The sequence below is a fragment of the Natranaeroarchaeum aerophilus genome (assembly GCF_023638055.1).
Classification (GTDB): domain Archaea; phylum Halobacteriota; class Halobacteria; order Halobacteriales; family Natronoarchaeaceae; genus Natranaeroarchaeum; species Natranaeroarchaeum aerophilum.
In genome coordinates this window covers 169,509-191,584 of record NZ_JAKRVY010000004.1, presented here as the reverse complement: position 1 = coordinate 191,584, position 22,076 = coordinate 169,509, and the positions used below count along the sequence as shown (strand labels likewise).

The 22,076-nt window shown below is 62.0% G+C and carries 21 protein-coding genes and 1 riboswitch; of the genes, 8 read left to right on the top strand and 13 right to left on the bottom strand.

What is annotated here, in order from left to right; all coding sequences use genetic code 11:
* Nucleotides 1–151 precede the first annotated feature (151 nt).
* Nucleotides 152–427, top strand: coding sequence for a DUF7550 family protein (locus tag AArcSt11_RS09505; RefSeq protein ID WP_250596589.1), 276 nt, complete (start codon nucleotides 152–154; stop codon nucleotides 425–427).
* 8 nt (nucleotides 428–435) lie between these two features.
* On the opposite strand, the gene AArcSt11_RS09500 is transcribed toward AArcSt11_RS09505, so the two are convergent.
* From AArcSt11_RS09500 to malA, 5 genes are all read right to left on the bottom strand, one after another.
* A complete protein-coding gene (locus tag AArcSt11_RS09500; RefSeq protein WP_250596587.1) occupies nucleotides 436–822 on the bottom strand; it encodes a DUF7344 domain-containing protein in 387 nt (128 codons plus the stop codon).
* Nucleotides 823–960: 138 nt separating this feature from the next.
* Entirely contained in the window at nucleotides 961–3,366 is a 2,406-nt protein-coding gene (gene gghA, locus AArcSt11_RS09495) for a glucosylglycerol hydrolase (RefSeq protein WP_250596586.1), read from the bottom strand.
* 183 nt (nucleotides 3,367–3,549) lie between these two features.
* A complete protein-coding gene (locus tag AArcSt11_RS09490; protein ID WP_250596585.1) occupies nucleotides 3,550–3,897 on the bottom strand; it encodes a fluoride efflux transporter FluC in 348 nt (115 codons plus the stop codon).
* Nucleotides 3,898–4,296 (bottom strand): fluoride efflux transporter FluC, encoded by a 399-nt coding sequence (locus AArcSt11_RS09485; protein WP_250596584.1) that lies wholly within the window; start codon nucleotides 4,294–4,296, stop codon nucleotides 3,898–3,900.
* A gap of 11 nt (nucleotides 4,297–4,307) precedes the next feature.
* Nucleotides 4,308–4,377: riboswitch (Fluoride riboswitch) on the bottom strand.
* Nucleotides 4,378–4,414: 37 nt separating this feature from the next.
* Nucleotides 4,415–6,361 carry an alpha-amylase MalA gene (malA, locus tag AArcSt11_RS09480; RefSeq protein ID WP_250596583.1) on the bottom strand — a complete coding sequence of 649 codons (1,947 nt, stop codon included), beginning with the start codon at nucleotides 6,359–6,361 and terminating at the stop codon, nucleotides 4,415–4,417.
* A gap of 255 nt (nucleotides 6,362–6,616) precedes the next feature.
* On the opposite strand from malA, the gene AArcSt11_RS09475 reads away from it, so the two are divergent.
* Complete coding sequence (locus AArcSt11_RS09475; protein WP_250596726.1) at nucleotides 6,617–7,591, top strand: quinone oxidoreductase family protein; 975 nt, start codon at nucleotides 6,617–6,619, stop codon at nucleotides 7,589–7,591.
* Here AArcSt11_RS09475 and AArcSt11_RS09470 read toward each other — a convergent pair.
* Both AArcSt11_RS09470 and folP read right to left on the bottom strand, forming a co-directional pair.
* The gene (locus AArcSt11_RS09470) at nucleotides 7,588–8,277 is read right to left on the bottom strand and encodes a 6-hydroxymethylpterin diphosphokinase MptE-like protein (RefSeq protein WP_250596582.1); all 690 of its coding nucleotides are present in this window, start codon (nucleotides 8,275–8,277) and stop codon (nucleotides 7,588–7,590) included. The two genes, AArcSt11_RS09475 and AArcSt11_RS09470, sit on opposite strands and share 4 nt — an antisense overlap.
* Nucleotides 8,278–8,472: 195 nt before the next feature.
* Nucleotides 8,473–9,693, bottom strand: a complete 1,221-nt coding sequence (folP, locus tag AArcSt11_RS09465; protein WP_250596580.1) for a dihydropteroate synthase — start codon at nucleotides 9,691–9,693, stop codon at nucleotides 8,473–8,475.
* Nucleotides 9,694–9,832: 139 nt separating this feature from the next.
* On the opposite strand from folP, the gene AArcSt11_RS09460 reads away from it, so the two are divergent.
* Together AArcSt11_RS09460 and AArcSt11_RS09455 are read left to right on the top strand one after the other, a co-directional pair.
* Nucleotides 9,833–10,354 carry a DUF8114 family protein gene (locus tag AArcSt11_RS09460; protein ID WP_250596578.1) on the top strand — a complete coding sequence of 174 codons (522 nt, stop codon included), beginning with the start codon at nucleotides 9,833–9,835 and terminating at the stop codon, nucleotides 10,352–10,354.
* On the top strand, nucleotides 10,347–11,099 hold the full coding sequence (locus AArcSt11_RS09455; RefSeq protein WP_250596576.1) for an RNA methyltransferase: 753 nt from the start codon (nucleotides 10,347–10,349) through the stop codon (nucleotides 11,097–11,099). The genes AArcSt11_RS09460 and AArcSt11_RS09455 overlap by 8 nt, the downstream gene beginning before the upstream one ends.
* On the opposite strand, the gene AArcSt11_RS09450 is transcribed toward AArcSt11_RS09455, so the two are convergent.
* From AArcSt11_RS09450 to AArcSt11_RS09435, 4 genes are all read right to left on the bottom strand, one after another.
* Nucleotides 11,084–11,296: a hypothetical protein gene (locus AArcSt11_RS09450; RefSeq protein ID WP_250596574.1), complete on the bottom strand. Its 213-nt coding sequence runs from the start codon at nucleotides 11,294–11,296 to the stop codon at nucleotides 11,084–11,086. The genes AArcSt11_RS09455 and AArcSt11_RS09450 overlap by 16 nt on opposite strands.
* Before the next feature lie 72 nt (nucleotides 11,297–11,368).
* Complete coding sequence (gene gatE / locus AArcSt11_RS09445; protein WP_250596573.1) at nucleotides 11,369–13,237, bottom strand: Glu-tRNA(Gln) amidotransferase subunit GatE; 1,869 nt, start codon at nucleotides 13,235–13,237, stop codon at nucleotides 11,369–11,371.
* A gap of 242 nt (nucleotides 13,238–13,479) precedes the next feature.
* The gene (locus tag AArcSt11_RS09440; protein ID WP_250596572.1) at nucleotides 13,480–13,716 is read right to left on the bottom strand and encodes an HVO_2901 family zinc finger protein; all 237 of its coding nucleotides are present in this window, start codon (nucleotides 13,714–13,716) and stop codon (nucleotides 13,480–13,482) included.
* Nucleotides 13,717–13,928: 212 nt separating this feature from the next.
* A complete protein-coding gene (locus AArcSt11_RS09435) occupies nucleotides 13,929–15,338 on the bottom strand; it encodes a class II fumarate hydratase (RefSeq protein ID WP_250596571.1) in 1,410 nt (469 codons plus the stop codon).
* Nucleotides 15,339–15,588: 250 nt separating this feature from the next.
* Between AArcSt11_RS09435 and AArcSt11_RS09430 the strand changes: the two genes are divergently transcribed.
* Genes AArcSt11_RS09430 through AArcSt11_RS09415 form a run of 4 tightly spaced genes read left to right on the top strand, consistent with a single transcriptional unit; the run spans nucleotide 15,589 to nucleotide 20,061 of the window.
* Nucleotides 15,589–16,923, top strand: coding sequence for an ABC transporter substrate-binding protein (locus AArcSt11_RS09430; protein ID WP_250596570.1), 1,335 nt, complete (start codon nucleotides 15,589–15,591; stop codon nucleotides 16,921–16,923).
* Nucleotides 16,924–16,938: 15 nt separating this feature from the next.
* Nucleotides 16,939–17,904: a carbohydrate ABC transporter permease gene (locus AArcSt11_RS09425; protein WP_250596569.1), complete on the top strand. Its 966-nt coding sequence runs from the start codon at nucleotides 16,939–16,941 to the stop codon at nucleotides 17,902–17,904.
* The gene (locus AArcSt11_RS09420) at nucleotides 17,901–18,848 is read left to right on the top strand and encodes a carbohydrate ABC transporter permease (protein WP_250596567.1); all 948 of its coding nucleotides are present in this window, start codon (nucleotides 17,901–17,903) and stop codon (nucleotides 18,846–18,848) included. Before AArcSt11_RS09425 ends, AArcSt11_RS09420 begins: the two co-directional genes overlap by 4 nt.
* Before the next feature lie 40 nt (nucleotides 18,849–18,888).
* Nucleotides 18,889–20,061 (top strand): ABC transporter ATP-binding protein, encoded by a 1,173-nt coding sequence (locus AArcSt11_RS09415; RefSeq protein ID WP_250596565.1) that lies wholly within the window; start codon nucleotides 18,889–18,891, stop codon nucleotides 20,059–20,061.
* Nucleotides 20,062–20,106: 45 nt separating this feature from the next.
* On the opposite strand, the gene AArcSt11_RS09410 is transcribed toward AArcSt11_RS09415, so the two are convergent.
* Both AArcSt11_RS09410 and fen read right to left on the bottom strand, forming a co-directional pair.
* Nucleotides 20,107–20,811: a hypothetical protein gene (locus AArcSt11_RS09410; RefSeq protein WP_250596563.1), complete on the bottom strand. Its 705-nt coding sequence runs from the start codon at nucleotides 20,809–20,811 to the stop codon at nucleotides 20,107–20,109.
* A 31-nt stretch (nucleotides 20,812–20,842) separates the two neighbouring features.
* Nucleotides 20,843–21,823: a flap endonuclease-1 gene (gene fen, locus AArcSt11_RS09405; protein WP_250596560.1), complete on the bottom strand. Its 981-nt coding sequence runs from the start codon at nucleotides 21,821–21,823 to the stop codon at nucleotides 20,843–20,845.
* Nucleotides 21,824–22,076 lie beyond the last annotated feature (253 nt).

Genomic DNA, 22,076 nt, shown 5'->3' with positions numbered 1-22,076 from the left:
CACCTGCAACTGCGTGGCACGCCGACAAAAAACGCTGGGGAACCATTGTGGGTGTTGTAAATATCCTGTCCCAGAACCCGAGGCGGTTGACGAACCGGTATCACGGCGACGGACAGAACTGCTTAAGTTAGCCCGTCGGGAACACTGGCGTATGACTGACGCCGACGAAGAGGGCGAACTCGCAGTCGACAAAAACCCGAGCAAAACAGACGTTCCCTACGGAGAGGATTCCGAGGACGCGGCGTTCGAGGAGCCGGAACCGACATCTGACGCCGGCAGCAGCGACGAAGAACGCGATACGGAGGTCGCGGTGGAGGAGCGAACCACAGCCCCCCAGAGCGCGTACAGTAATCGGCAGGCGTTGCTCGGCGGATTGATCACGGCGGTCGGACTCCTCGTCGTGTTCGGCGTCCCGCTGTTACTCTGAGCGCGCTGTCACGCCACTTCCTGTTCCTCTTCGAGCCGCTGGCAGCCGACCACCAGCGAGTCCGGAATCGACTCTGCCTGTGCCTGCAATGCCTCGAACACGGCGGCAACTTCCTCGAACCGTGGCCCAGGCGCTGCGATGAGCGGATCGCTCTCCCACTCGATGAATCCATGCTCTGCAAGCATCGGGAGGTGTTTGTGGTGGAGTTCCACTCGTAACTGTTCGGGGTCGGCAGGTGCATTCGGATTGATCGCACTTTCCGGGAGGGACACGGCTCCGTCCGTATCGAGCAGCGAGATGACGATCCGGCGGCGTGGTTCGGCGTCGAGAACCGAAAACACGTCGTCCCACTTCTCGATGACGCGCCGTCCGTTCTCGAATCGGGTCCCAGTCATACGTAGAGCGTACGTCATCACCGCATAAAGTATTACGTTGATAATGGGACACACTAGCCAGTAATTGCCGACTACTGGCCGTGTTGTTTCCAGAACTGTTCCCGTTTTTCAGCGTCGAAACTGCTGTACTGCGGGACCTCAGGGAGTCCGTAAGAAGACCACCGCTTCGCTATCCTCAAGCGTCAGGGAGTGCTCAGCACCGGTGACGTCGACCGCGGGCGTCGCGAGCGCGACATCCCAGCCCCCGCCGTCAGCGTCGACGAGATCAGTCGGCGTAACCGTCGCCGGACGTCCTTCCATGTTGGCGACGAACAACAGCTCCTCGCTGTCGTCGGGGGCGCTCCGGCGACCGTAGTAGACGACCGACTGCTCCGTCGGATGGCGGTAGTCGAAGACTTCACTCTCCCCGAGGGTCTCGCGCAGCCACGGCCGCTCGTGGCGGAACTCGCGGACGCGCAAGTCAAACGCCGTGCGATCGGCGTCCTGATCGTCCTCGTAGTGGCTGAGATTCGCGAACTCCGCAACGTCACGCATCCACGCCAGTGCGTACGCTTCGAGATCCGCCGGCGAGATGGGACCGTCGCCAAGCGGCGGGTTCGTCGCATCGAGTAGCGGAGCGAGTTCGTCGAGGTCGTAGTCGACTGCATCACCCATCGCGGCGAGGGTATGGCCGAACTCGCGGAGTCCGTCGACGCTCTCGAAACCGAGATCTTTGAGTCGTGTGAACTGGTCGGGCTCCGCGAACGCCGACTCCGTGACGTACCAGTCGACGAAGTACGCGCCGTTGGCGACGACCTTGACGTTCCAGGTGTCGTCCGTGTCACGGACGAAGTACCACGGCGCGCGAGCGTTTGCGTGAGTAAAGTCCATCGGGACGCCCGGCAGGAAACAGTACATCAACATATTCGACGCGGGGTTGTCGTAGGCCCGCTCGATCGTTCCCCGGAGCGTGTCCGAAAGGTAGGGGTTCTCCTGGGTGGCGTCCCACTCCTCGCCAACCTCGACCTGCGCGCCGCGGCGCATCGTATCGTGGTTGGCGACGCCGGAGATCCAGTGATCGCCCATGTCGGCGAGTTCCTCGACCCGCCACCATTTGCTCGCCCAGAACGTGAGGATGGCGGGCGTGTTGTGTGCGAACGTAACTGGTCCCCACTGGAAGGAGTGTGGGTGGTCCTCGATCAACTCGCGATACGTGGAGGCGAGCTCCCAGTCCTCCTCGGGCCACGGGCGGCCGTCCTCGTAGATCATCCACGGCCGGTACTCGGTGCCGGCGACCTCGTGGGTTACCTCGTCCATCGCGGCAAGGTAGTCGTCATCGTGGTACTCCTGCTCGGTTTCGGGATCCCAGTACGTGAAGTCCTGTGCGCCGTCGACGCGGATCCCGTCGGCCCCCCAGTCCATCTTGCGACGCTGCAGTTCGAGCAGGATCGCGCGCACGGTGGGATGGCGGTAGTCGAGTTCCTGTCCGTACATTCCCGGCCCCTCGAAAAAGTAGTCATTGAGCAGCGGGATCGCCCCGTCGTCGGCGTGACCGAGCGCGATATCGAAGACGACACGCATCGGCTCGGGCATCCCGTGGAGGGTCGCGATGAAATCGACCAGTTCGTCGGGGCGGCCGCTTTCGAGCACGCCAGGGTTGATCGCCGAAAAGCCCGAGATCACGATGTCATAGCCCCAGTTGACCATGTCCGGCGAGCGCGTCGTGATCTCGACCTCGCCGCCTTCCGCCGACAGTTTACCCTCGATCTCGAAGTGGTCGGGCTGGTACTCCCCTTCGGTGATCGGGGCGATCGGCATCACCTGCACCCCGTCGTAGCCCGCGAAGTTCTGCTCCATGGGCGTCAGTTCCTTCCCTTCACGTTGTTTGCGCGCGATCTCCTCGTAACGACGCGTGAGTCCGGCGAGCGATCCTTCCTCCGACGCGGTCCCCGGATGCAGTTCGAGCAGGTTCGTCGCCGGATCGACGCGCGGAAGCCCATCGTGTTCGCTCGTCGCGATCGGTTCGTCGTCGCTCCCCAGTGACTCGAAGTACTCGCGGTCCGCCCGCTCGGCGTCGAGCGCATCGATATCGTACAGCTCTGCGGGCGCGTACGCGCCGAATGGAACCGAGTACGCGAGCGGATCCTGAATCGTCTCCCAGCCTCCGTCGGTCTCGTAGGTGAGCCGGTAGAGTGCGCCGAGCGTCTCCCGATTCCCTGCCTGCGCCCCTTCGACAGCCGTCCACGTGTACTCGCCTTCGCGTCGCGTCGGGACGCGCTCGTGGCGGAACCTGCTGGACGTCTCCTCGGCCCCCGGATCGACGTCCTCGATGGGCGTGAACAGCTCCAGGTAGACGTCTTCCGGGTCAATCTCCTCGTCGAGTAGTTCTGGCGTCCAGAAGCCGAACTCGGCGAGATCCCCGTCGAGATGTGCGCCGAGGCGCTCGACGATCGCTTTCGCGGCATCGAACGGGTCATCGTGTGCCGCCAGCCGCTCCGCGGTCCATTCACAGAGCCGTTCCGTCCGGGTGTCGTGTACCGTACAGGTAGTTGTATTCTCGCTCATGATGTCCTCCGTCGGCGGCACTGGGACGATCGAATGCTCGTGTTCACGGGTCTAGCGCACGTCGGCCGAGCCCCTGACCACCGACTGACTACTACCTACATATGTTGTAACAGGTGTTGATAATACTTTGCGATCTGCACGGTGACTGGTTAGCCAGCCGACAGTGTTCGTGTCCCAGACCGCTTACAGCTGGATGAGCATCGCTGCGAGACCGATCGCGCCGAGGCTGCAAACGAGGTTCCCGATGACGTGTAGTACCGACGTCCAGCGTCGTCCCTGCTCCCAGAGATCGACTGCGACAAAGGAAAACGAGGAAAAGGTTGTGAACGAGCCACATGCGCCGACCCCGACGAACAGCATCGCGCCCTCACCCGCGCCGCCGAACGCGATCAGTCCGAGCACGAAACTGCCGACAACGTTTACGACCAGCGTCGCCCACGGGAACCGATCGGCTGGAAGCGCCTCGCTAACCGCGTAGCGGAGGACTGCACCGATCGCTCCACCGGTGCCAATCAGGTATGCAGCCTCCATCTACGCCACCTCCACCCGCGGCACGATTGCCCTGTTCACGAAGACACGGCCGAGCAGGACCGCCCCGAAGCCGCTTGCATAACTGGCGAGAACGTACGCGAGGCCAACGACCGGGTCGACGGAGATCACGTCGAATACGAACGTGCTGAACGTCGTGAACGAGGAGAGAAAGCCGGTCCCGAACACGAACTTCGACCTGTCCGAGAGCGCGCCGATGGCCGACGCCTCGTAGAGGATCACGGCGAGTGCGAAGCTTCCGAGCACGTTAACGCCAAAGGTCGCACCAAGTGTCGATGGAATCGTTAGCTCGATAAAGTACCGGAGGTTCGACCCGGCAAATCCGCCGACGGCGATCAGTAGTATCGTTTCGACTCTGACGAGAGGGTGCGTGCCTGACATAGCTGTGATGGGTGTAGACAGGAGTCATCAGCCAGCGGATGCCAGCGGTTGGGTCAGGCGGACTCCATCGCCCAGTACGGAAAGAACGGGGAGAGAACGGCTAATAAATCTGTTCGTCCTACTCGGCCGGAACGACGACGACGTCCTCGACGAGCACGTCCGCGTCGGCCGCGTTGACGTCCTCGCCGGAGAGCAGATCCTCGGAGCCGACCGCTTCATCCACAGAGACGGCTTCGGCGTCGGGACCGAAGTTCAGCACAACGACAACGCGTTCCCCGTCCTGCTCGCGCGCGTAGGCGACGACGCCCTCGTGGGAGGCCTCACTCTCGACTTCCTCGTAGGCCGCATCGTAGCTAAGCGGTGCAAGTTCGTCACGGGCGGTCACCAGCGCGTGGTAGTGGTTCCGCAGGTCCTCGTCAGCTTTGTGCCAGTCGACCTTCTCGCGGCGGGTCTCCTCGCCGATCTCCTGTCCGGCGTAGAGCAGCGGGATCCCGGGAAGAGTAAAGAGCGCGCCAGCGGCGGCTTTGGCCTGGGTCTTGCCACACTCTTCGGCGTAGCGGCTCTCGTCGTGGTTCTCCATGTACAGCAAGAACGCCGCGTGGTCCGGGAAGCCGGTCCGCGCGCGGTTCTCGATGGCATCGGTGATCGAGGAGGCGTCCATCGCGCCGTTGCCGACCTGCCGGAGGTTGTGATACAGCGTCGTATCGAAGTGGACGTCGAAACAGAGTTCGTGGAAATCCGCGATATACGGAATCGTCTCGTCGAGCAGGAGGAACTCCGAGTCCTGAGATTTCACGCGGTCCCGGAGCTCCTGCCAGAAACTCGTCGGGACGGCCCACGCCATGTCACACCGGAAGCCATCGACCAGGGGTGCCCACTCGTCGACGGCATCGAGGAGGTGTCGACGAACTTCCAGATTGTCGAAGTTGAAGTTCGCGATGTAGGGCCAGTCGAAGTACGTGCCCGGCTTGTCGTTGTCCGGATCCTCCCACTCGTACCAGTCCCGGTACTCGGGATCGCCGATCTCGGCGCGCTTGAAGAACTCGTGTTCGCGGGCAGAGTGGTTCATCACGAGGTCAAAGAGGACCTTGATGTCGTGATCATGACAGTCCTCGATGAACGACTCGAACTCCTCACGGCTACCCAGATCGTCGGCAATCGAGAAGAAGTCGACGATGTTGTAGCCGTGGTCGAAGTCGTCGTTCTGGAGCACCGGCGTCAGCCAGATGCAGTCGACGCCGAAGTCGGCGAGTTCATCGAGCCGATCCGAGAGCGCCTGGAACGTCGGCTCGTCGCCGTCGGAGAACGTCCGTACGTAGATTTCGTACAGCGTGACGTTTTTGCCCCACTCCGGCGGTTCGTTGAGGCGGTCGACTGTGACTGCGTCGCCGCCAGTATCGACGCCAACTGCGTCGGCAACGCTGTAAGCGTTCGGCGCGACGGCGACAGCGTGAAAGCGGCTGTACTCGCCGATCGCTTCGACGGGCACGCGGGCAGTGTGTCCATCGACCGTGATGTCGTCGTCCGTTGCCGCATCGCGGTTATCGGCGAAGAACTCGACATCGAGGTCGTCGATAGTGAGGCTGCTGCCGACCGGCGGTGTTGCCTCGGCGGCGAGGACGACGTAGTCGCCGTCGACGTGACCGTCGAGACGAATCCGTGGTCTGTCACCGGTGCCTTCCACGCCGGGGGACGTGCCGCTTCCACTGGCGAATCCGGAACCGGACTGGAGCCCGGACGTCGGACGGAGACCGGAGCCGGACCGGAACCCAGAGCCGGATCGTGGTCCGGAGCCCGCGGGGTCCAGTGCCGGCTGACTGTAACTCGCGGGGAACGCCCGAATCGTCAGCCGGTGCTCGCCATCGGGGGCGTCCAGTCCGATCGTGTACGTGCCGGGCTGGTCGGGAACGAAGGTTTCGACGGGATCGGACCCGACCGTTGCGTTGCTCTCTTGGGGTGCGTCGACGACTGACCAGCGATACGTTGCGGAAGGATCGGGATCTCTCGGTGCGAGATCGATCTCGGAACCGACTGCCTCGAAACGAGGCGGACCAGGATGATGCATAATCACTTCGTTCTTTGCTCTACCCCACCTTTTATTTCCCGGTTCCCGTTTTCGTATGTACCGCGGGAGCTATACGCATATTTGTCGAGATGAGATAGGAACCTACCAGATACTAATACATCTATTTGTCACCAGATGAAGCAGCACAGCCATCAACAATTCAGTACACCTATTATTAGAAACAAACGAGCAACGCTCAAATAGTTTCTCAGCGTTGGTGATGTTTTATACATATCGCCTCCCAAACCAGACATGATGCAAACAGTCCTCGTGGACTCGTTCGGCGGCGCGGAGACGATGACGGTGACAGAACAGGATCGACCGGAGCCCGGTCCCGAACAGGTCCGGATCGAGGTCGAGGCCGCCGGGATCAACTTCGCCGATATCATGCAGCGCCGCGGAAAGTATCCCGGCGGTCCAGAGCCACCATACGTGCCAGGGATGGAAGCGGCGGGTCGGATCGATGCAACCGGAGAGCGTGTCAATCTGGACGAGGGGGATCGAGTCGTCGCGACCGTTCCTGGTGGTGCGTACGCGGAGTATGCTCTCGCGGATCCACAGGCAATCTTCCCGATTCCCGGGGGGATGAGTTTCGACGAAGCCGCGGGCTTCCCCGTTCAGTTCCTCACCGCACACGGTTGTCTGTTCGGCTGGGGCGGTCTCGAAGCGGGCGAGCGCGTCCTGATCCAGGCTGCCGCGGGCGGCGTCGGAACCGCGGCGGTCCAGCTTGCCTCACAGGCAGGTGCAGAAGTGTTTGGCACCGCGAGCACGGCCGAAAAGCTCGATCTCGCGAGCGAACTTGGCTGTGATCACCCGATCAACTACACCGAGACCGACTTCGTCGAGGAAATCGATTCGCTCACCGATGGCGAGGGCGTCGACCTCGTACTCGATGGTGTAGGTGGCGAGACCTTCCACGAGAGTCTCGACGCGCTCACGCCGTTCGGGCGAGTTGTCACGTACGGTGCCGCCAGCGGCGACACCGCGACGGTCGATACCGGTCGCCTGCTGTTCGAGAACAAGACCGTGATCGGGTATCATCTCGGTCGGGCACGCTCGACGGACCCCGGACGCGTCCTCGAAGCCGTCCCGGAGCTAACAGAGGGCCTCACCAGCGGCGATCTGGAGGTCATCGTCGGCGAATCGTTCCCCCTCGACGAGGCTGCTGCCGCGCACGAATACATCGAGAATCGACAGTCCTCCGGGAAGGTCGTCCTCAACCCGCGCTAGAGGGGGAGATCGGTCGTATCGATCCGCTCACGCCGTCCGTCCAGGATGTCGAACTCCTCTCCACGTCGGTGTTCGAGCCAGTACAGCAGTCGTTCTGCCCAGTCGAGCTTTTGGCGTTTCATCGGAGCGACGTCCTCGTCATCCAGATCCCACCCAGGGAACCGTAGCTCTCCGGCACCGAACTCGTCGGCGAGAAACGCCGCGCGGTCGCCATCGGTGAATCCACCGAAGTTGTAGACCGACTCACTGGGGGCCGCCTGTGTCGTCGCAAGCACCTGCCCTTGCTCGAACTCGGGGAGGTATTCGCGGAGCGCGGGGATATTGTCGCCGTGAGCGTGAACTGCCACGGGCACGCCCGCGTGTGACAGATCGATTGCCGTCTCGACGTTCTTGTCGAGATCCGTGACCATCAGGTCGATGTCGATTCCCACCTCCAGGAGGAGATCCGCGGCGACCGAGGCGGCAACGACAACCTCCGCTGTTTCGGCGACCGCCGTCTCGTGCTCCATCGAGGGGCCACCGCCCGCGATAGCGACCGTCGCCCCCGACAGTTCGGCGAACCGATCGAACGAGAACGGCGTCGCATACTCCGCGAGGATGTCCCGTGCCCGTTCGTCAGCCGAGCGACCGAATCCGAACTCCCGGAGGATCGCCTCGTATACCGGCTCCCACTCGGCTAGTTGCATACTGGCACCTCCGAGATCGGATCACTGACAGACGGACATACCGTACGAGAACTGGCTACCCAACGCGGTCGCTGGTCGATGTGAGTCCACAGCAAGCCGCTGATGTGGGCCGGAATGGCGCCTCCAAGTACCCCTACCCGAGGGCCCTTCCGGCTTCCAATCCACTCTTTCTGGTCCTGTGGCATAAGCTTTCTCTTACTCAAGCATTGCTTGCAGTTTCCTCATAACGCGCTCTATCCTCGTTTTAGAGCTGTTTGCCGCGTGAGAATCTGTCTTTTCGGAGAGCGTTTCGACGAGGGATTCCAGCGCACGATCCGACCCGACAAGGAGACTGCTCTCGGCCCCGGAAACGAACTGTACACCGGTCTGCTCCGCTGTCGTGGCGATACGGTTCATCATCTCCGTGCCCAGCCCGCTCACCTCGATCGTTCGCGTGGTGAGCGCGGCTGGGTCGACCTCGGTCGCGCCGATCCGATCGAGATGCCGACCGATGTCGCCCGGCGTCCTGGCGTCCAGTTGGTCGACGCGTACCCCGTCGCTCGACTGTCGGGAGGACGTCCGCCCGAACTCGTGGCCGATCAGGGCCGCGTCGACCGTTTCGCGAACATCGTGGGTGCGAATGACGTGTGCACCACGTTCGACCGCCATGGACGTCGCGGCGAGGCTCACTGGGAGGCGTTCCTCGGTCTCGCGGCCGGCCACATCACCCAGGAAGTTCTTCCGGTTGATCGAGACCAACATTGGCTGGCCGAAGCCGCGGAACTCCCGTAGCCGCCGGAACGTCTCCTGATCGTCCTCGATCGTCTTGGCCTCGCTCCAGCCGCCGAAGGCGGGATCAACGATCGTCTTGTCGGTCAGCCCGTTCTGTTTGAGCGCCTCGTACAGGCGATCGACGTAGTCGGCCCCGGCCGCCCACTCGGGCGAGCGACGTGTTTCCCAGTCGATGTCCGCGATCGCTCCGGGGCGCTCCAGATCGGCCGGGCTTGCCATCTTCGCGACGGCGACGTCGTACTCCCGGCAGATCTCCGGCATCTCCGGGTCTGCAAAGCCACAGATGTCGTTTACCATGTCGAAGCCTCGATCCAGGGCGGCTTCGGCAACGCTCGCGTAGCGCGTCTCGATCGAGAAGACGGCGTCACCGCTCACACTCTCGATCGTCTCGATCGCCGTATCCAGCCGTTCGAGTTCTGCCTGGGCCGACAGGACCTCGAAGCGCTTGTTGGCCGATTCGAGACCGACATCGACGATATCGGCACCCTCTCCGATGAGTTCCTTGTCGACGTAGGCCGCTGCTTCGCCCGGGTCGTCGTAGACGCTCGGGTCGTAGGGCGACTCCTCGCTGACGTTCAGCACGCCCATGATACGTGGAGGATGGTCGTCGCCGATACCGAGCCCCGCCGCGTCGACGTTTTGCATGTACGATGACTGGGAGCGAAGCACTATAGGGGGACCGGTACACCTGATGGCTGCCCGGTAGTTCTCCGCGGCGCCAGGGCCGAGGACCGATCGACCCGCAGACGCGCTCTTTTTACTCCCGCGGTGGCTACCCCGGAGTATGAGCAAGGTAAGCATCGGTCTTCGCGGGTGGCGCTTCGATGAGGACGCCGTCTTCACCGACGAGGGGGAGCTCCGGCCGCTCGAAGAGATGCCGCTGGATGCAAAAAAGCGACTCGTTCGGCTACAGGATATCGTCGACGCGCCGTGTGACGCCTGCTGGCTCGAACACGGCGAGGAAAATCCGGAAGAGTACAATCCGAGCGAGGTCGTCTACGGCGAACCGCTCTCGGAAGTGTTGCTCTGTGGCGACCACGAGAACGACCTCGTCTACTGGTTCCGCGAGGACGGGGGGAGCCAGTACGCCGAGACCGACGAGTTCGACGACGCCTTCCACGAGTGGTTCCTCGACGGCGGGCGCGCACCCGAGGGGTACGACGGCGTCGAACACGTCGCGACCGAACCCGACGAGCTACCGGATCCACCCACGGTCGACGACGACCAGCGCAAAGAGGAGTGGGCCGTCACCGAGAAGACCGACATGCGGGACCTGGATCAGGAGTACCCCGGCGCGAATGAGTGAGGCTCCCGCCGTCGCGGTCGTTGACGCACAGACACCCGGCAACGTCGGGACCATCGCCCGTGCGATGAAGAACTTCGGGTTCTCGGAGCTGTTGCTCGTGGACCCGCCCGAACTCGACCGGGACGGCGAGGCCTACGGCTACGCCGGACAGGCCCGCGAGGACGTCCTGCCAAACGCCACCGAGATCACGTTCGAGGATCTCGTCTCCGAGTACCATACGGTCGGGCTGACCGCCACGACGAACCAGAACGCGACCAGACACGTCCGATATCCGTTCTCGACGCCCGCGGAGCTGGCCGAGGAGCTCGAAACGGTGAATGCGCCGACCTGCCTCGTCTTCGGTCGCGAGGACAACGGACTGTCGAACGAGGAACTCGCACGCCTCGACGAGATCTGTGCGATCCCGGCCAGCGAGGAGTATCCGGTGCTCAACCTGGGTCAGGCAGCGACGATCACGCTCTACGAGTTCCGGAATCTGGCGATCTCCGACACCCAGCTACCGGATGTCGAGCGGGATCGTGCCAGCGAGGCCGAAATCGAACGCCTTTACGACCAGTTCGACGACCTGCTCGCGGGGATCGGCCATCCAGAAGAAAAGCGTGCGAAGTCCGGCCGTATGTTCCGGCGTCTGATCGGGCGAGCCCACCCGACCGACCGGGAGGCAGTGACGCTACTCGGCATCGTCCGTCGGGCAACGGAATCGCTCAATCGGAAGACGGAGTCGGTCAGTCAGGATCGCGACTGAGCGGCGACGATTTCCTTCCGATCGAGCTTTTCTTTGTCCAGCCATAGCCAGTCATCGCGGGGGCACTTGGGTGCTGCTTCCGGTTCCTGTGTTCCGGCCTCTACGTGATCGGCGAGAAGATCGCTCGCCGTCAGCACGTCCGGGCCCTGTTCGTCTTCGATGATCTGTTCGGGGGTCAGTTCGTGTGGCCCACTCATATGTGACGCTACAACTGTATCTATCCTTAGTATGAACTCCATACGGCCGAAGTAAGCGGTGATTACCGGTACTCAGGCTCGCTTCTGTATCTCTTCGCGTAGCAGTTCACTGACGAGATCACCGTCGGCCTTCCCGCGGAGCGCGCCCATGCATTCGCCCATCAGCCCGGAGAAGGCGGCCATTCCCTCCTCGCTGACCTGCTCGGCGTTGCGTTCGACGACCTCGACAACCGCCTCCCGTACCTCCTCTTCGCCCGCACTGCCGAGTCCTTTCTCCTCCGCGAGTGCTGCGGCGTCGGCGTCCGGCTCCTCGGCAAGCGCAGTCAGCAGGTCCGGTACGCCCTCCCTGGCGAGGTCGCCACCCTCCACGAGCGCGAAGACGTCGAGGAAGTGCTTGTCGTCGAGTGCCTCCACCGGCACGTCGTCGCGGCGGAGTTCTGTCACCGTACTTTCGAGCGTCCCGGCCGCGAGCGTCGGGTCGACACCGTCCGCGACGGCGCGCTCGAACAACGGCATTTTGCGGCCATACGCGACCTGCTCGGCCAGCCCCTCGCCGAGGTCGAACTCCGTCTGATACCGTTCGACCTTCTCGGTGAGGAGTTCGGGTTCCTCGACCTCCGTGACGTCCGGCTCGACCGGCGGGACGTCCGTCTCGGGATACATTCGCGCCGCGCCGGGCAGGGGTCGAAGGTACTTCGAGGTGGTATCCTGATTCGCGTCCCGAGTTTCCTCCGGGACGCCCTCGATGGCGGTCTCGGCTCGCTCCGCGGCGGCCTCGATGGCGTTTTTGGCGACCTCCGGGCTCGCGGCGACGATGGCGACGGCATCGTTTTCGTCTGCTCCGACCGCCTCTCGTAGCGCAGTGACTTCCTCCTCGGTGACGCCGTAGGCCGGTAGCTCGTCGGTGTGGAAGATGCCGCCCGCGCCGTGGCGTTTCGCGTGATCCGAAAGCTCGGTCCCGAGTCGACGGTCGGGCTGAAGCTCAGCGCCGACGAGTCCGTCGAAGCCATACAGGGGAACCGCGGTGACTGCCCCGTCGTCGTCCAGCGCGCCGCGGATGACACCGCTGTCCGTATCCGCGAAGACGTCCGTGACGTCCTGTATCTCGCCGACTTCGGCCTCGCGCGCTTCGAGTTCATCGCGGATCTCCAGGAGTCGGGCCTGTCGTTGCACCTCGTTGCGAACGATATCGTCGATATCGTCGAGACTTTGAACCCCTTTGAGTTCGACGCGCGCGCCGTCGGCGATCGAGATATTGACGTCCTGGCGGATCGTCCCCAGCCCGCGCTTTACTGCGCCGGTCGAGCGAAGGAGCATGCCGATACGCTCGGCAGCGTTCCGGGCTTGCTCGGGCGTCGAGATATCGGGTTTCGTGCCGATTTCGACGAGTGGGATCCCCAGCCGATCGAGACTGAACCGGACACCGTCCTCGGTTTCCGCGACGCGCTGGGCGCTCTCCTCTTCGAGCATCAGGTCCTCGATGCCGACCGGACCCTCCTCCGTACTGATCTCGCCCTCGTCGGCGATCTTCGTCGTCCGCTGGAAGCCGGTCGTGTTCGAGCCGTCGACGACGATCTTTCGCATGACGTGGGCCTGGTCAACCGGCGTCATATCCAGCAGCTGGGCGATTTCGAGGGCGACCGCGAGCGCCTCCTCGTCCAGTTCCCGTGGCGGTTCGTCGTCCTCCTCGACGAGACAGGTCGTGTCGTAGGCCAGATACTCGAACTCGCGGTCGACCTGACTCTCTTCGAGCGCGGCGTCGTCGATCTCGCCGAGTTCGGATTTCGTCGGATGGAGATAGCGGGTGAACCGGCGCGTCGACTCCTCGGGCTCGCGGAGCTCAGTCGGGCAGTTACAGAACAGCTTCGTTGCCGTATCGAGTTGCTGGTGGATCTCCAGCCCGGCAACGAGGCCGAGTTCCTCGTAATCGTACTCGGTCATTGTTGGCCTCTCGGTCGGCGAGGGGTAAAAAACCGTTCAGTTCCGGCCGCAGCGACGGCCCCAAACTGGCTTCGAAAATTGAAGTAATACACTATAGTATTTGAATCTATACGCTTCACTATTTGAAGTATTATACTACACTATTCGAAGTGAAAAGAGTACAGGAAAAGAGCAACGAAAATCGCTGCACTGACTACTGTTCGCATCGTTGCAGAGCCCTGTGATCTCCGAACGCCGCCGAACTACTGATTCTGCTCGACGCCAGTTGCGTCCAGCCGATACAGATCTTCTGTCAGCCCCTCCCCCTCACAGTCGTCGTTCGGGCACCGATAGTGCCAGCCGTCTCGCGTCGCGGCGGCCTCACTGAACTGGTCACCGCACTGCTGGCAGAGCAGCGTCTCCGCTACGCAGGTGTCGCGGTGAAGCTCCAGCCGGAGCTTCGTGGAAAACGTCTGATTACAGATACGACAGGTGTGCATACTACGACTTCGAATTGAGGCCTCAAAACTACACGGGATTGTTCTCGCCTGTGAAGACTGGTAACACGGTCGTAGTGGCCTCTGAGAACCGACAGACGCCGGTTCGGTCACGGGGCAACACAAGCATTACCGAATCAATCAGAAACCAACTCGGGAGTATGAGAGACGCGGGCAGGAAATGTCAAATATGCGTATCCGGGTTCGGTCTGTCGTCAGTTGTCGCCGAGGATTCCGGGCGAAGTCATCTTTGCGGGGTCAAGGACCTCGTCCGCCTCGTCCTCGGACAGATAGCCGTTCTCGATCACGACTTCGCGGACCGTCTTCCCCTCTTTGAGCGCCGTCTTCGCCGCAGTCGAGGCCCTGTCGTAGCCGATATGCGGGTTGAGCGCGGTCGCAAGCGCCATCGACTGCTCGACCTGTCGTTCGCAGTGCTCGGCATTGGCCTCCAGCGGATCGACAAAGCACTCGGCGAACACCTCGCTGGTGTTGGACAGCATGTTCGCGGACTGCAGGAAGTTGTAGGCGAGAACGGGCTTGTAGAGGTTCAGGTCGATCTGTCCCTCGGCCGCACCGGCGGAGACGGCGGCGTCGTTACCGACGACCTGCTTGTGAACCTGGTTGACCGACTCGGCGACGACCGGGTTGATCTTGCCGGGCATGATCGAGGAGCCGGGCTGGTTCTCGGGCTGTTCGAGTTCGCCGAGTCCGTTCCGGGGGCCGGAGGCGAGCAAGCGCAGATCGTTGGCGATCTTGTTCAGCGATCCGGCGACGACACGGAGCGCACCGTGGGCCTCGCTCATCGCGTCGTGGGCCGCCTGCGCCTCGAAGTGGTTGTCGGCCTCGCGGAACGCCAGACCGGTCTCCTCGCTGATGTATTCGGCCGCACGCTCGGCGAACTCCTCGTGGGTGTTGAGGCCGGTGCCAACTGCCGTGCCGCCCAGTGCAAGCTCACCGAGATGCTCGCGTGTCGACTCGACGCGTGTGATCCCCTTCTCGATCTGGGACCGATAGCCGCCGAACTCCTGCCCGAGGCGGACTGGTGTTGCATCCTGCAGGTGTGTACGACCCGTCTTGACGATCCCATCGAACTCCTCTTCTTTCTCTGCGAGAGCGGTTTCGAGAATTTCGAGGGCGGGGAGAAGATCCTTCTCGACAGCTTCGAGCGCTGCCACGTGCATCGCGGTCGGGATCACGTCGTTGCTCGACTGACCGAAGTTGACGTGGTCGTTCGGGTGAATCTCCCGGCTGCCGATCTCGCCGCCGACGATCTCGGTTGCACGGTTCGCGATCACCTCGTTGGCGTTCATGTTCGATGAGGTCCCGCTCCCCGTCTGGAAGACATCGACGGGGAACTGATCGTCGTGTTCGCCTGCGATGACCTCGTCGGCGGCTTCGACGATCGCATCGGCCTTTTGTTCGGGGACGAGGTCAAGATCCTGGTTTGCCTGTGCGGCTGATTTCTTGACGACGCCGAGCGCGCGGACGAACCGCCGACCGAAGGTCAGGCCGCTGATCGGGAAGTTCTCGACGGCGCGCTGGGTCTGTGCGCCCCAGTACGCGTCCGCCGGCACCTGCATCTCGCCGAGGCTGTCCTCCTCCGTGCGGTAGTCGTCGTCTGCCATACTCGGTCCTTCGCAGGGACCCGCGTAAAATCCAGCGATACGGCTCAGTGAGGAACTGGTTTCGAGAGAGCGGTCTCAGGCGGTCGTCAAATCTTACGAACACTGCCGAGAATATAGGGTTCTCAGAATATTCAACTTCGATCAAGCGATCGAATACACCGAGGGTTCTACTACAAGGGTGTTGAACGATCACGTAATGATTATTAAAAATCGTTAAGTATGTGCTCGTGTACCATTACCATGTGGTAACATGACAGCCAGAAAATCAGGACACGATTCTACACTATCGCGGCGCAAAATACTCAAAGGGACAGCAGGGGCCGGTACGGTACTGACCCTGGCCGGTTGTCTTACATCGGACGATGATAACGGCGGGAACGGTACCGGCAACGGTACCGGTAACGGCAACGGCGACGAGTGGAGTAACACACTCGAAGTCCTGCACGGCTGGACCGGCGGTGACGGCGCGGAAGCGGCCGATGCACTGTTCGGCGCGCTCGCGGACGAGTATCCTGGGATGGATATCGACGAAAGCCCGATCGGGGGCGGCGGGAACGTCGACCTGGACCAGACGGTCGCGAACCGTCTTCAGGGCGGGGACCCGCCGAGCTCCTTCGCCGGATGGCCCGGTGCGAACCTCGAACAGTACGAGGGTGTACTCGGTGACATCGAAGCCGATGTCTGGGACGAGGCTGGACTCAAGGACGCCCACGCGCCGGAAGCCGTGGAGGCCTGTGAGACCGAGGACGGCTTCTCCGCAGTGCCGATCGGCTCACACCGGATGAACGACCTCTTTTACAACGTCGAGGTCGTCGAAGACGCGGGCGTCGACCCCGAGAGCCTCAACGACGTTGACGACCTGCTCGATGCGCTCGATACCATCGATACGGAGACCGACGCGACGCCGTTTGGCTTCTCGCTTGCACCGTGGGGCATCCTCCAGACGTGGGCGGTGACGATGCAGAGCATCCACGGTCACGATGCCTACATGGACTTCATCGAGGGGAACGGCGACCGTAGCGAAGTCGAAGAGACCTTCGTGGCGCTCGAAGAGATGCTCGACAACTACATCAACGCCGACGCCGCGTCCGTGGACTTTACCGAGGTCAACCAGGACATCATGAGCGGCGACGCGGCCTTTATTCACAACGGGAACTGGGTCGCCGGAGCGTACATCACCGAGGGGCTGGAGTACGGCGAAGAGTGGGATGCCGTTCAGTTCCCCGGCACCGAGGAGATGTACGGCCTTCACATCGACTCGTTCATCTACCCCGGCGACAACCCGAGTCCCGAAGAGACCGCTGCATTCATGCGATTCATCGGATCGGAGACGGCACAGGTCGAGTTCAACCGGCTTAAAGGGTCGATTCCGACACGCGAAGGGACTCCCACGGACGATTTCAGTCCGTACCTCGCCGACACCATCGAGGACTTCGACAACGCCGAAGAAAAGCCGCCGACGCTGGCTCACGGCCTCGCGGTCGACCAGAGCACGCAGGCCGATCTCGAAGAGGTCCTGAACAACGAATTCGCGGATCCGTTCGACGTCGAGAGTGCCACTGACGGCTTCATGGACGTCTTCTAACTACCTCTCCTTTTTATGAAACGATTGATAGATCTGTTGCGTAGTCGAACAAAGGAGATCCGCACTGACGGGGGAGCCGTCAGGGAGCGGTCCAGAGTTCGACGCTGGCTGGACAGCGACTTCGTCCAGTCCGCGCCGTTCTGGCTCCCCCCGTTCCTGTTGATGGGGTTTTTCGTCTACGCGGCGATCGGCTGGAACCTGCTGCTCTCGTTGACGTCGTACTCGGGCTTTGGTGAACCGGATTACAGCAGCCTGAGCCTCGGAAACTACTGGGCGATGTTCGATGATCCGGGGATGTGGGCGGCGACGCGCAACACGCTCGTGTTGCTCATCGTCTTTACAGTGGCATGTCTGGCAATCGGGCTAGCGCTGGCGCTGTTGCTGGATCGGGAGATCCGGTTCGGCCGCACACTGCGGACGATCTACCTGCTGCCGTTTGCCCTGTCCTTTATCGTCACGGCCCAGTTCTGGCGGTGGATGTACAACGTCAACAACGGAATCGTCAACCAGTTCGTCGGAGTGTTCGGTCTCGGCCCGTACAACTGGTTAGGGGATCCACGGCTGGTACTGGGGTCAGTGATATTCGCACTGGTCTGGCAGTTCAGTGGCTACACGATGGTCATCTACCTCGCCGCATTGCGATCGATTCCCAGTGATCAGTACGAGGCGGCCAGAGTCGATGGGGCGAACACGCTCCGGATGTACTGGCGAGTCATCATCCCACAGCTTCGTCCGGCGATGGTCAGCGCGTCTGTCGTGCTGGTATTGTTCGCGCTGAAAGCCTTCGACTTCCTGTACGCGACGTTTGACGGCTACAGACCCCGGCGCGGTGCCGACATCCTCGCGACGAAGATGGTCAGGGAGGCGTTTCAGCGCTCGGAGTGGGCGTACGGCTCGGCGATTGCGATTACGCTGTTCGTGATGTCGCTTGCCGTCATTGCACCGTATCTGTACAACCAGTACAAACGAGGGAATCTATGAGCCAGGAGACGACCGAGACGACCGAAGAGGAAACGCTATCCGAGCGGATCAATCTCCGCGCAGCCGGACTCTATGCGACGCTGGTCGGACTCGTCGTATTCTACCTCATCCCGATCCAGTCGGGGATCGTCACCTCGATCAAAAGCTCGAGAGGGGTTCGGGAGACGCTCCCCTTTGCACCCCCTGCCTGGCCCTTCATACCGGAGGGACTCTCGACTGCAGAGGCCTTTACCGTCGAAAAGTGGGTGTTCGCGTTTGATGCGCTCGCGGTCGGTATGGTAAACAGCCTCCTGTTTACGATTCCGGCGACGATACTCTGTGCGATTTTCGGCAGCATGGCGGCGTACGGTTTGACTCTCGTCAAGTGGCGGGGTCAGATCGCGGTGTTCGCGCTGTTTATCGCCGGGATCTTCGTTCCGTATCAGGCAGTGATCGTCCCGCTATTCGAGTTCTGGAACCAGTACGCAATGCTCGATTACCGACTGGGCCTGCTCTGGGACCTGCCGCTGCTGTCGGAACACCACGCGACGATCCTCGAGCTGATCATCACCCATACCGCGTACGGGATACCCATCTGTGTGTTGCTGTTTCGCTCCCAGTACAAGACGATGTCCTGGGAGATGATCGAAGCAGCACGACTCGACGGGGCGTCGATCTGGCGGATCTACCGGCGCATTGTCCTGCCGCTGTCGATCCCGATGTTCGCCGTGGTCTTCATTTTCCAGTTCACCCAGATCTGGAACGAGTTCCTGTTCTCGCTGACGATTATTGGCAGCGTGAACGACCCCGCGGCCTCTGCCACGCTGATCCTTTCGGGGCTCGGACAGGCGCTCGAAGGCGTTGACTATCCGCTGCGGATGGCCGGTGCGCTGATCACGGCACTCCCGACACTGCTGGTGTACGTGTTGTTCGCAGACAAGTTCGCCGAGGGGGTACAGGTATGATCGAGCGACAAACGATCCGGGTATCGGAGGAGATCTGACAATGGCCGAAACACGACTCGAAAATATAACGAAAGTATTCACTGAAGACGACGGCGGCGAGATTATCGCCGTCGACGACGTATCGATCGATATCGAGGACGGGGAGTTTCTCGTCCTCGTCGGACCGTCGGGCTGTGGGAAGTCGACGACGCTACGCATGATTGCAGGGCTCGAATCGATCACGGACGGCGTGATCAGACTCGGCGATCGCGTGATCAACGACATCCCCCCGAAGAACCGGGATATCGCGATGGTGTTCCAGTCCTACGCGCTGTATCCACACATGACTGTTCACGAGAACATGGCGTTCGGTCTGCAGGAGTCGACCGACCTGCCGGGCGACGAGATCGACGACCGCGTCGAGGATACCGCGTCGATGATGGGAATCGGTGAGTTGCTCGACCGAAAGCCGGGAGAACTGTCGGGCGGCCAGCAACAGCGTGTCGCGCTGGGACGGGCGATCGTCCGCGATCCCGAGGTGTTCCTGATGGACGAACCACTCTCGAACCTCGACGCAAAGCTCCGTGCCCAGATGCGAACTGAACTCCAGCGCCTGCAGGAGGATCTCGAAACGACGACCGTCTACGTCACCCACGACCAGACCGAGGCGATGACCATGGGCGATCGGGTCGCGATCCTCGACGGCGGCGAACTTCAGCAAGTTGGCACCCCACTGGAGTGTTACCATCAGCCCGCAAACCTCTTTGTCGCTGATTTCGTCGGCGAACCGTCGATGAACTTCTTCGATATGACGCTGGACGGACAGGGCGAAACTGCCGCCCTCACTGGCGAGCACTTCGACTATCCGGTCGGGGAGATGGCCACCGAACTCGCCGAAGGCGGGACAGAAATGATACTCGGTGTTCGTCCCGAAGACATCGAGCTTCGGGAGGGTACGCCAGATGGTCCGCACGATGTCGGTGTGACAGTCGACGTCGTCGAACCGACCGGCGACGAGAATATCGTCTATCTCGCGTTCGACGATGAGGAACTCGGCTCGGTCGATAGCGAGACGTTCGTCGCCACCGTTGGCGGAATGCGAACGGTTCAGTCGGGCGATCGGCTCGTCGCACATCTCCCCGAGGACGCGATCCACGTCTTCGATTCGAACTCCGGACAGGCGCTTCGCAATCGTATTCTCGAAACGGCCGAATCGAAGCTGTCGAGGGCCTGAAATAGGCGTTTTCCCCCACTCCGTTCGTCGTCTGCTGTGGACTGGCTACTCGACAGTACGAGTTCCGAGTGCCATGTCGTAGCCGTCACCGACGACGCGAGCGCCAGCAACCCAGAGCAGGGCGGCACCACCAGCGGCGAGCACACCAGCTACTTCACCTGACTGGAGGCTCGTCGTCACGAGGCTCATCGCAGGAATCAGCAGGACGAGCCCGAGCGTCCACCGCGAGAGGTAAGAGAGATCGCTCAGGACCGGTACGAGAAGCTCTCGATCAGCCGCGCGGCGAACGGATCCGCGGGTTGTCGCGATGGCGAGCAGGGCGGGGAAGACGTACAGACACGCAAAGAAAAACAGCAGCGTCGCGGTCGAGCCGAACAGCAATACGACGCCAGTAGCCTCACTCGTCGGGGGTTCTCCCGAGACATCACCCACCATACTCGCAAGTAACAAAAGCGGTGGCGCGAGTGCAACGGTAGCGAGAGCTAGTGCTCTGAGACCCGGAACAAACGATGACCGAATCGAGAACGCTTCGATGCGGCTGGGGTCGGCGAGTACCTGTGCCAGCGTCCCGAAAAGGACGGTGAGTGCGACACCGGTGACCGCGATGGTGACGAGCGCCAGTGCCGACGGGACGAGTACGCCCGTGTATCTGACCCCAAGTGCGAACGCGAGCAGTGCCGCGATGGTTCTGAGCGTGGCTACGCGACCGTCAGAGTCGGCCACCGGATACAGCAGGCGACGCAGTATCACTGGTGATCCCTGCTCACTGAACCGACCATCCTCAGGTCCACCGGTCGAGACCGGTCTGGGTAAGTGCCTCCTCGATCCGCTCGAATCCGCGCTCCACCTCTCCGGCGTCGACCTCCCACTCTCCCGTGACGTACTCGCGAGCGGCATCGACGTCCGGCGACGGCTCGGTCGAGAACTCGTAGTCGTCTGTCACCGTCGGGTCGAGAAAGAGCGATCGGATCCTGTCGGCGTGTTCGACGTGCTCGCCACGCTCGTCGAGGACGGTCCACAGATCACCGTGTTCGCGGACCAGTTTGACGGCTGTCTTCGGCCCGATACCGGTTACGCCAGGGTTAAAATCGGTGCCACAGAGGATCGCAACGTCGACGAGCTGTTCCCACGTCAGCTCGTGCTCGTCGAGCGTGGCCTGTAGCTCCATGAGTTCAGGGTCGCCCTTGCTCGTCAGCTGACGCAGGGTTCTGGGCGCGCCACAGAGCAGGGCGTCGTAGTCCTCCGTCCCGACGTACTCGACGTCGCCCTTTCGGGCCATATACGCCGCCTGCGCCTCTCCCTCTGCTGGGGCTTCGACGTACGGAATGTCGAGCAGATCCAGCAGTTCACGCGAGGTCTCCTGGATCGTCGGCGTGAGCCGCTGGGTGCGCGACTCCAGCCGTGCCACGGCGACGCTGTCGCCGCGCTCTCTGGCGTCTTCGAGTTTCTCCTCGGCAGTCTCACGGGCCTCCCGGCGCTCCTCGATCTCATCGGCTTTGAGTTCCGATGGTCCGCCATCGAAAACAAACACGGGCGCGAGGTCGTGCTCGAAGAACTTTGGGAGCCCTTGCACGATCCCGACGAGGTTCGCAACCTCGGTGCCGTCTGCGGTCGTATAGACGGAATCGTTCGTAAATTTCACCGTCGTCGTCAGATACCGGTACAGCCAGTTGTGCGCGTCGACGCCGACGATCAGTCCGTCGAGGTCGTCGAACGACACGGTCTCGATGGCAGCCAGATCACGGAGTGCTGCGTTTCCCATTGGCTTTCAGTAGTGGCCGAGGTTTTGAATAGCCTCGGTTCGCGGCGGGGATGTTCACGGGAAAGGGGTCACCGTGGCAAAGCTTTCACGACCGTTAGCTGAATTGAGGCGCTAAGCCCCCTTCCTCAACGAGCAGCGCAGTCCGCGTAGCGGACAAGCAGCGCAGTAGGGAGGGGATACAGCGCCGCCACAGAGTTGCTTGCACTCTGTTCCATGAATTTATAACGGTGCCAGCCGAAGACTGGAACCGTGA

Bases quoted from the DNA above. Each gene is read 5' to 3' on its own strand.
- AArcSt11_RS09505 (WP_250596589.1), top strand. From the start codon at position 152: ATGACTGACGCCGACGAAGAGGGCGAACTCGCAGTCGACAAAAACCCG.
- AArcSt11_RS09500 (WP_250596587.1), bottom strand. From the start codon at position 822: ATGACTGGGACCCGATTCGAGAACGGACGGCGCGTCATCGAGAAGTGG.
- gghA (WP_250596586.1), bottom strand. From the start codon at position 3,366: ATGAGCGAGAATACAACTACCTGTACGGTACACGACACCCGGACGGAA.
- AArcSt11_RS09490 (WP_250596585.1), bottom strand. From the start codon at position 3,897: ATGGAGGCTGCATACCTGATTGGCACCGGTGGAGCGATCGGTGCAGTC.
- AArcSt11_RS09485 (WP_250596584.1), bottom strand. From the start codon at position 4,296: ATGTCAGGCACGCACCCTCTCGTCAGAGTCGAAACGATACTACTGATC.
- malA (WP_250596583.1), bottom strand. From the start codon at position 6,361: ATGCATCATCCTGGTCCGCCTCGTTTCGAGGCAGTCGGTTCCGAGATC.
- AArcSt11_RS09475 (WP_250596726.1), top strand. From the start codon at position 6,617: ATGCAAACAGTCCTCGTGGACTCGTTCGGCGGCGCGGAGACGATGACG.
- AArcSt11_RS09470 (WP_250596582.1), bottom strand. From the start codon at position 8,277: ATGCAACTAGCCGAGTGGGAGCCGGTATACGAGGCGATCCTCCGGGAG.
- folP (WP_250596580.1), bottom strand. From the start codon at position 9,693: ATGCAAAACGTCGACGCGGCGGGGCTCGGTATCGGCGACGACCATCCT.
- AArcSt11_RS09460 (WP_250596578.1), top strand. From the start codon at position 9,833: ATGAGCAAGGTAAGCATCGGTCTTCGCGGGTGGCGCTTCGATGAGGAC.
- AArcSt11_RS09455 (WP_250596576.1), top strand. From the start codon at position 10,347: ATGAGTGAGGCTCCCGCCGTCGCGGTCGTTGACGCACAGACACCCGGC.
- AArcSt11_RS09450 (WP_250596574.1), bottom strand. From the start codon at position 11,296: ATGAGTGGGCCACACGAACTGACCCCCGAACAGATCATCGAAGACGAA.
- gatE (WP_250596573.1), bottom strand. From the start codon at position 13,237: ATGACCGAGTACGATTACGAGGAACTCGGCCTCGTTGCCGGGCTGGAG.
- AArcSt11_RS09440 (WP_250596572.1), bottom strand. From the start codon at position 13,716: ATGCACACCTGTCGTATCTGTAATCAGACGTTTTCCACGAAGCTCCGG.
- AArcSt11_RS09435 (WP_250596571.1), bottom strand. From the start codon at position 15,338: ATGGCAGACGACGACTACCGCACGGAGGAGGACAGCCTCGGCGAGATG.
- AArcSt11_RS09430 (WP_250596570.1), top strand. From the start codon at position 15,589: ATGACAGCCAGAAAATCAGGACACGATTCTACACTATCGCGGCGCAAA.
- AArcSt11_RS09425 (WP_250596569.1), top strand. From the start codon at position 16,939: ATGAAACGATTGATAGATCTGTTGCGTAGTCGAACAAAGGAGATCCGC.
- AArcSt11_RS09420 (WP_250596567.1), top strand. From the start codon at position 17,901: ATGAGCCAGGAGACGACCGAGACGACCGAAGAGGAAACGCTATCCGAG.
- AArcSt11_RS09415 (WP_250596565.1), top strand. From the start codon at position 18,889: ATGGCCGAAACACGACTCGAAAATATAACGAAAGTATTCACTGAAGAC.
- fen (WP_250596560.1), bottom strand. From the start codon at position 21,823: ATGGGAAACGCAGCACTCCGTGATCTGGCTGCCATCGAGACCGTGTCG.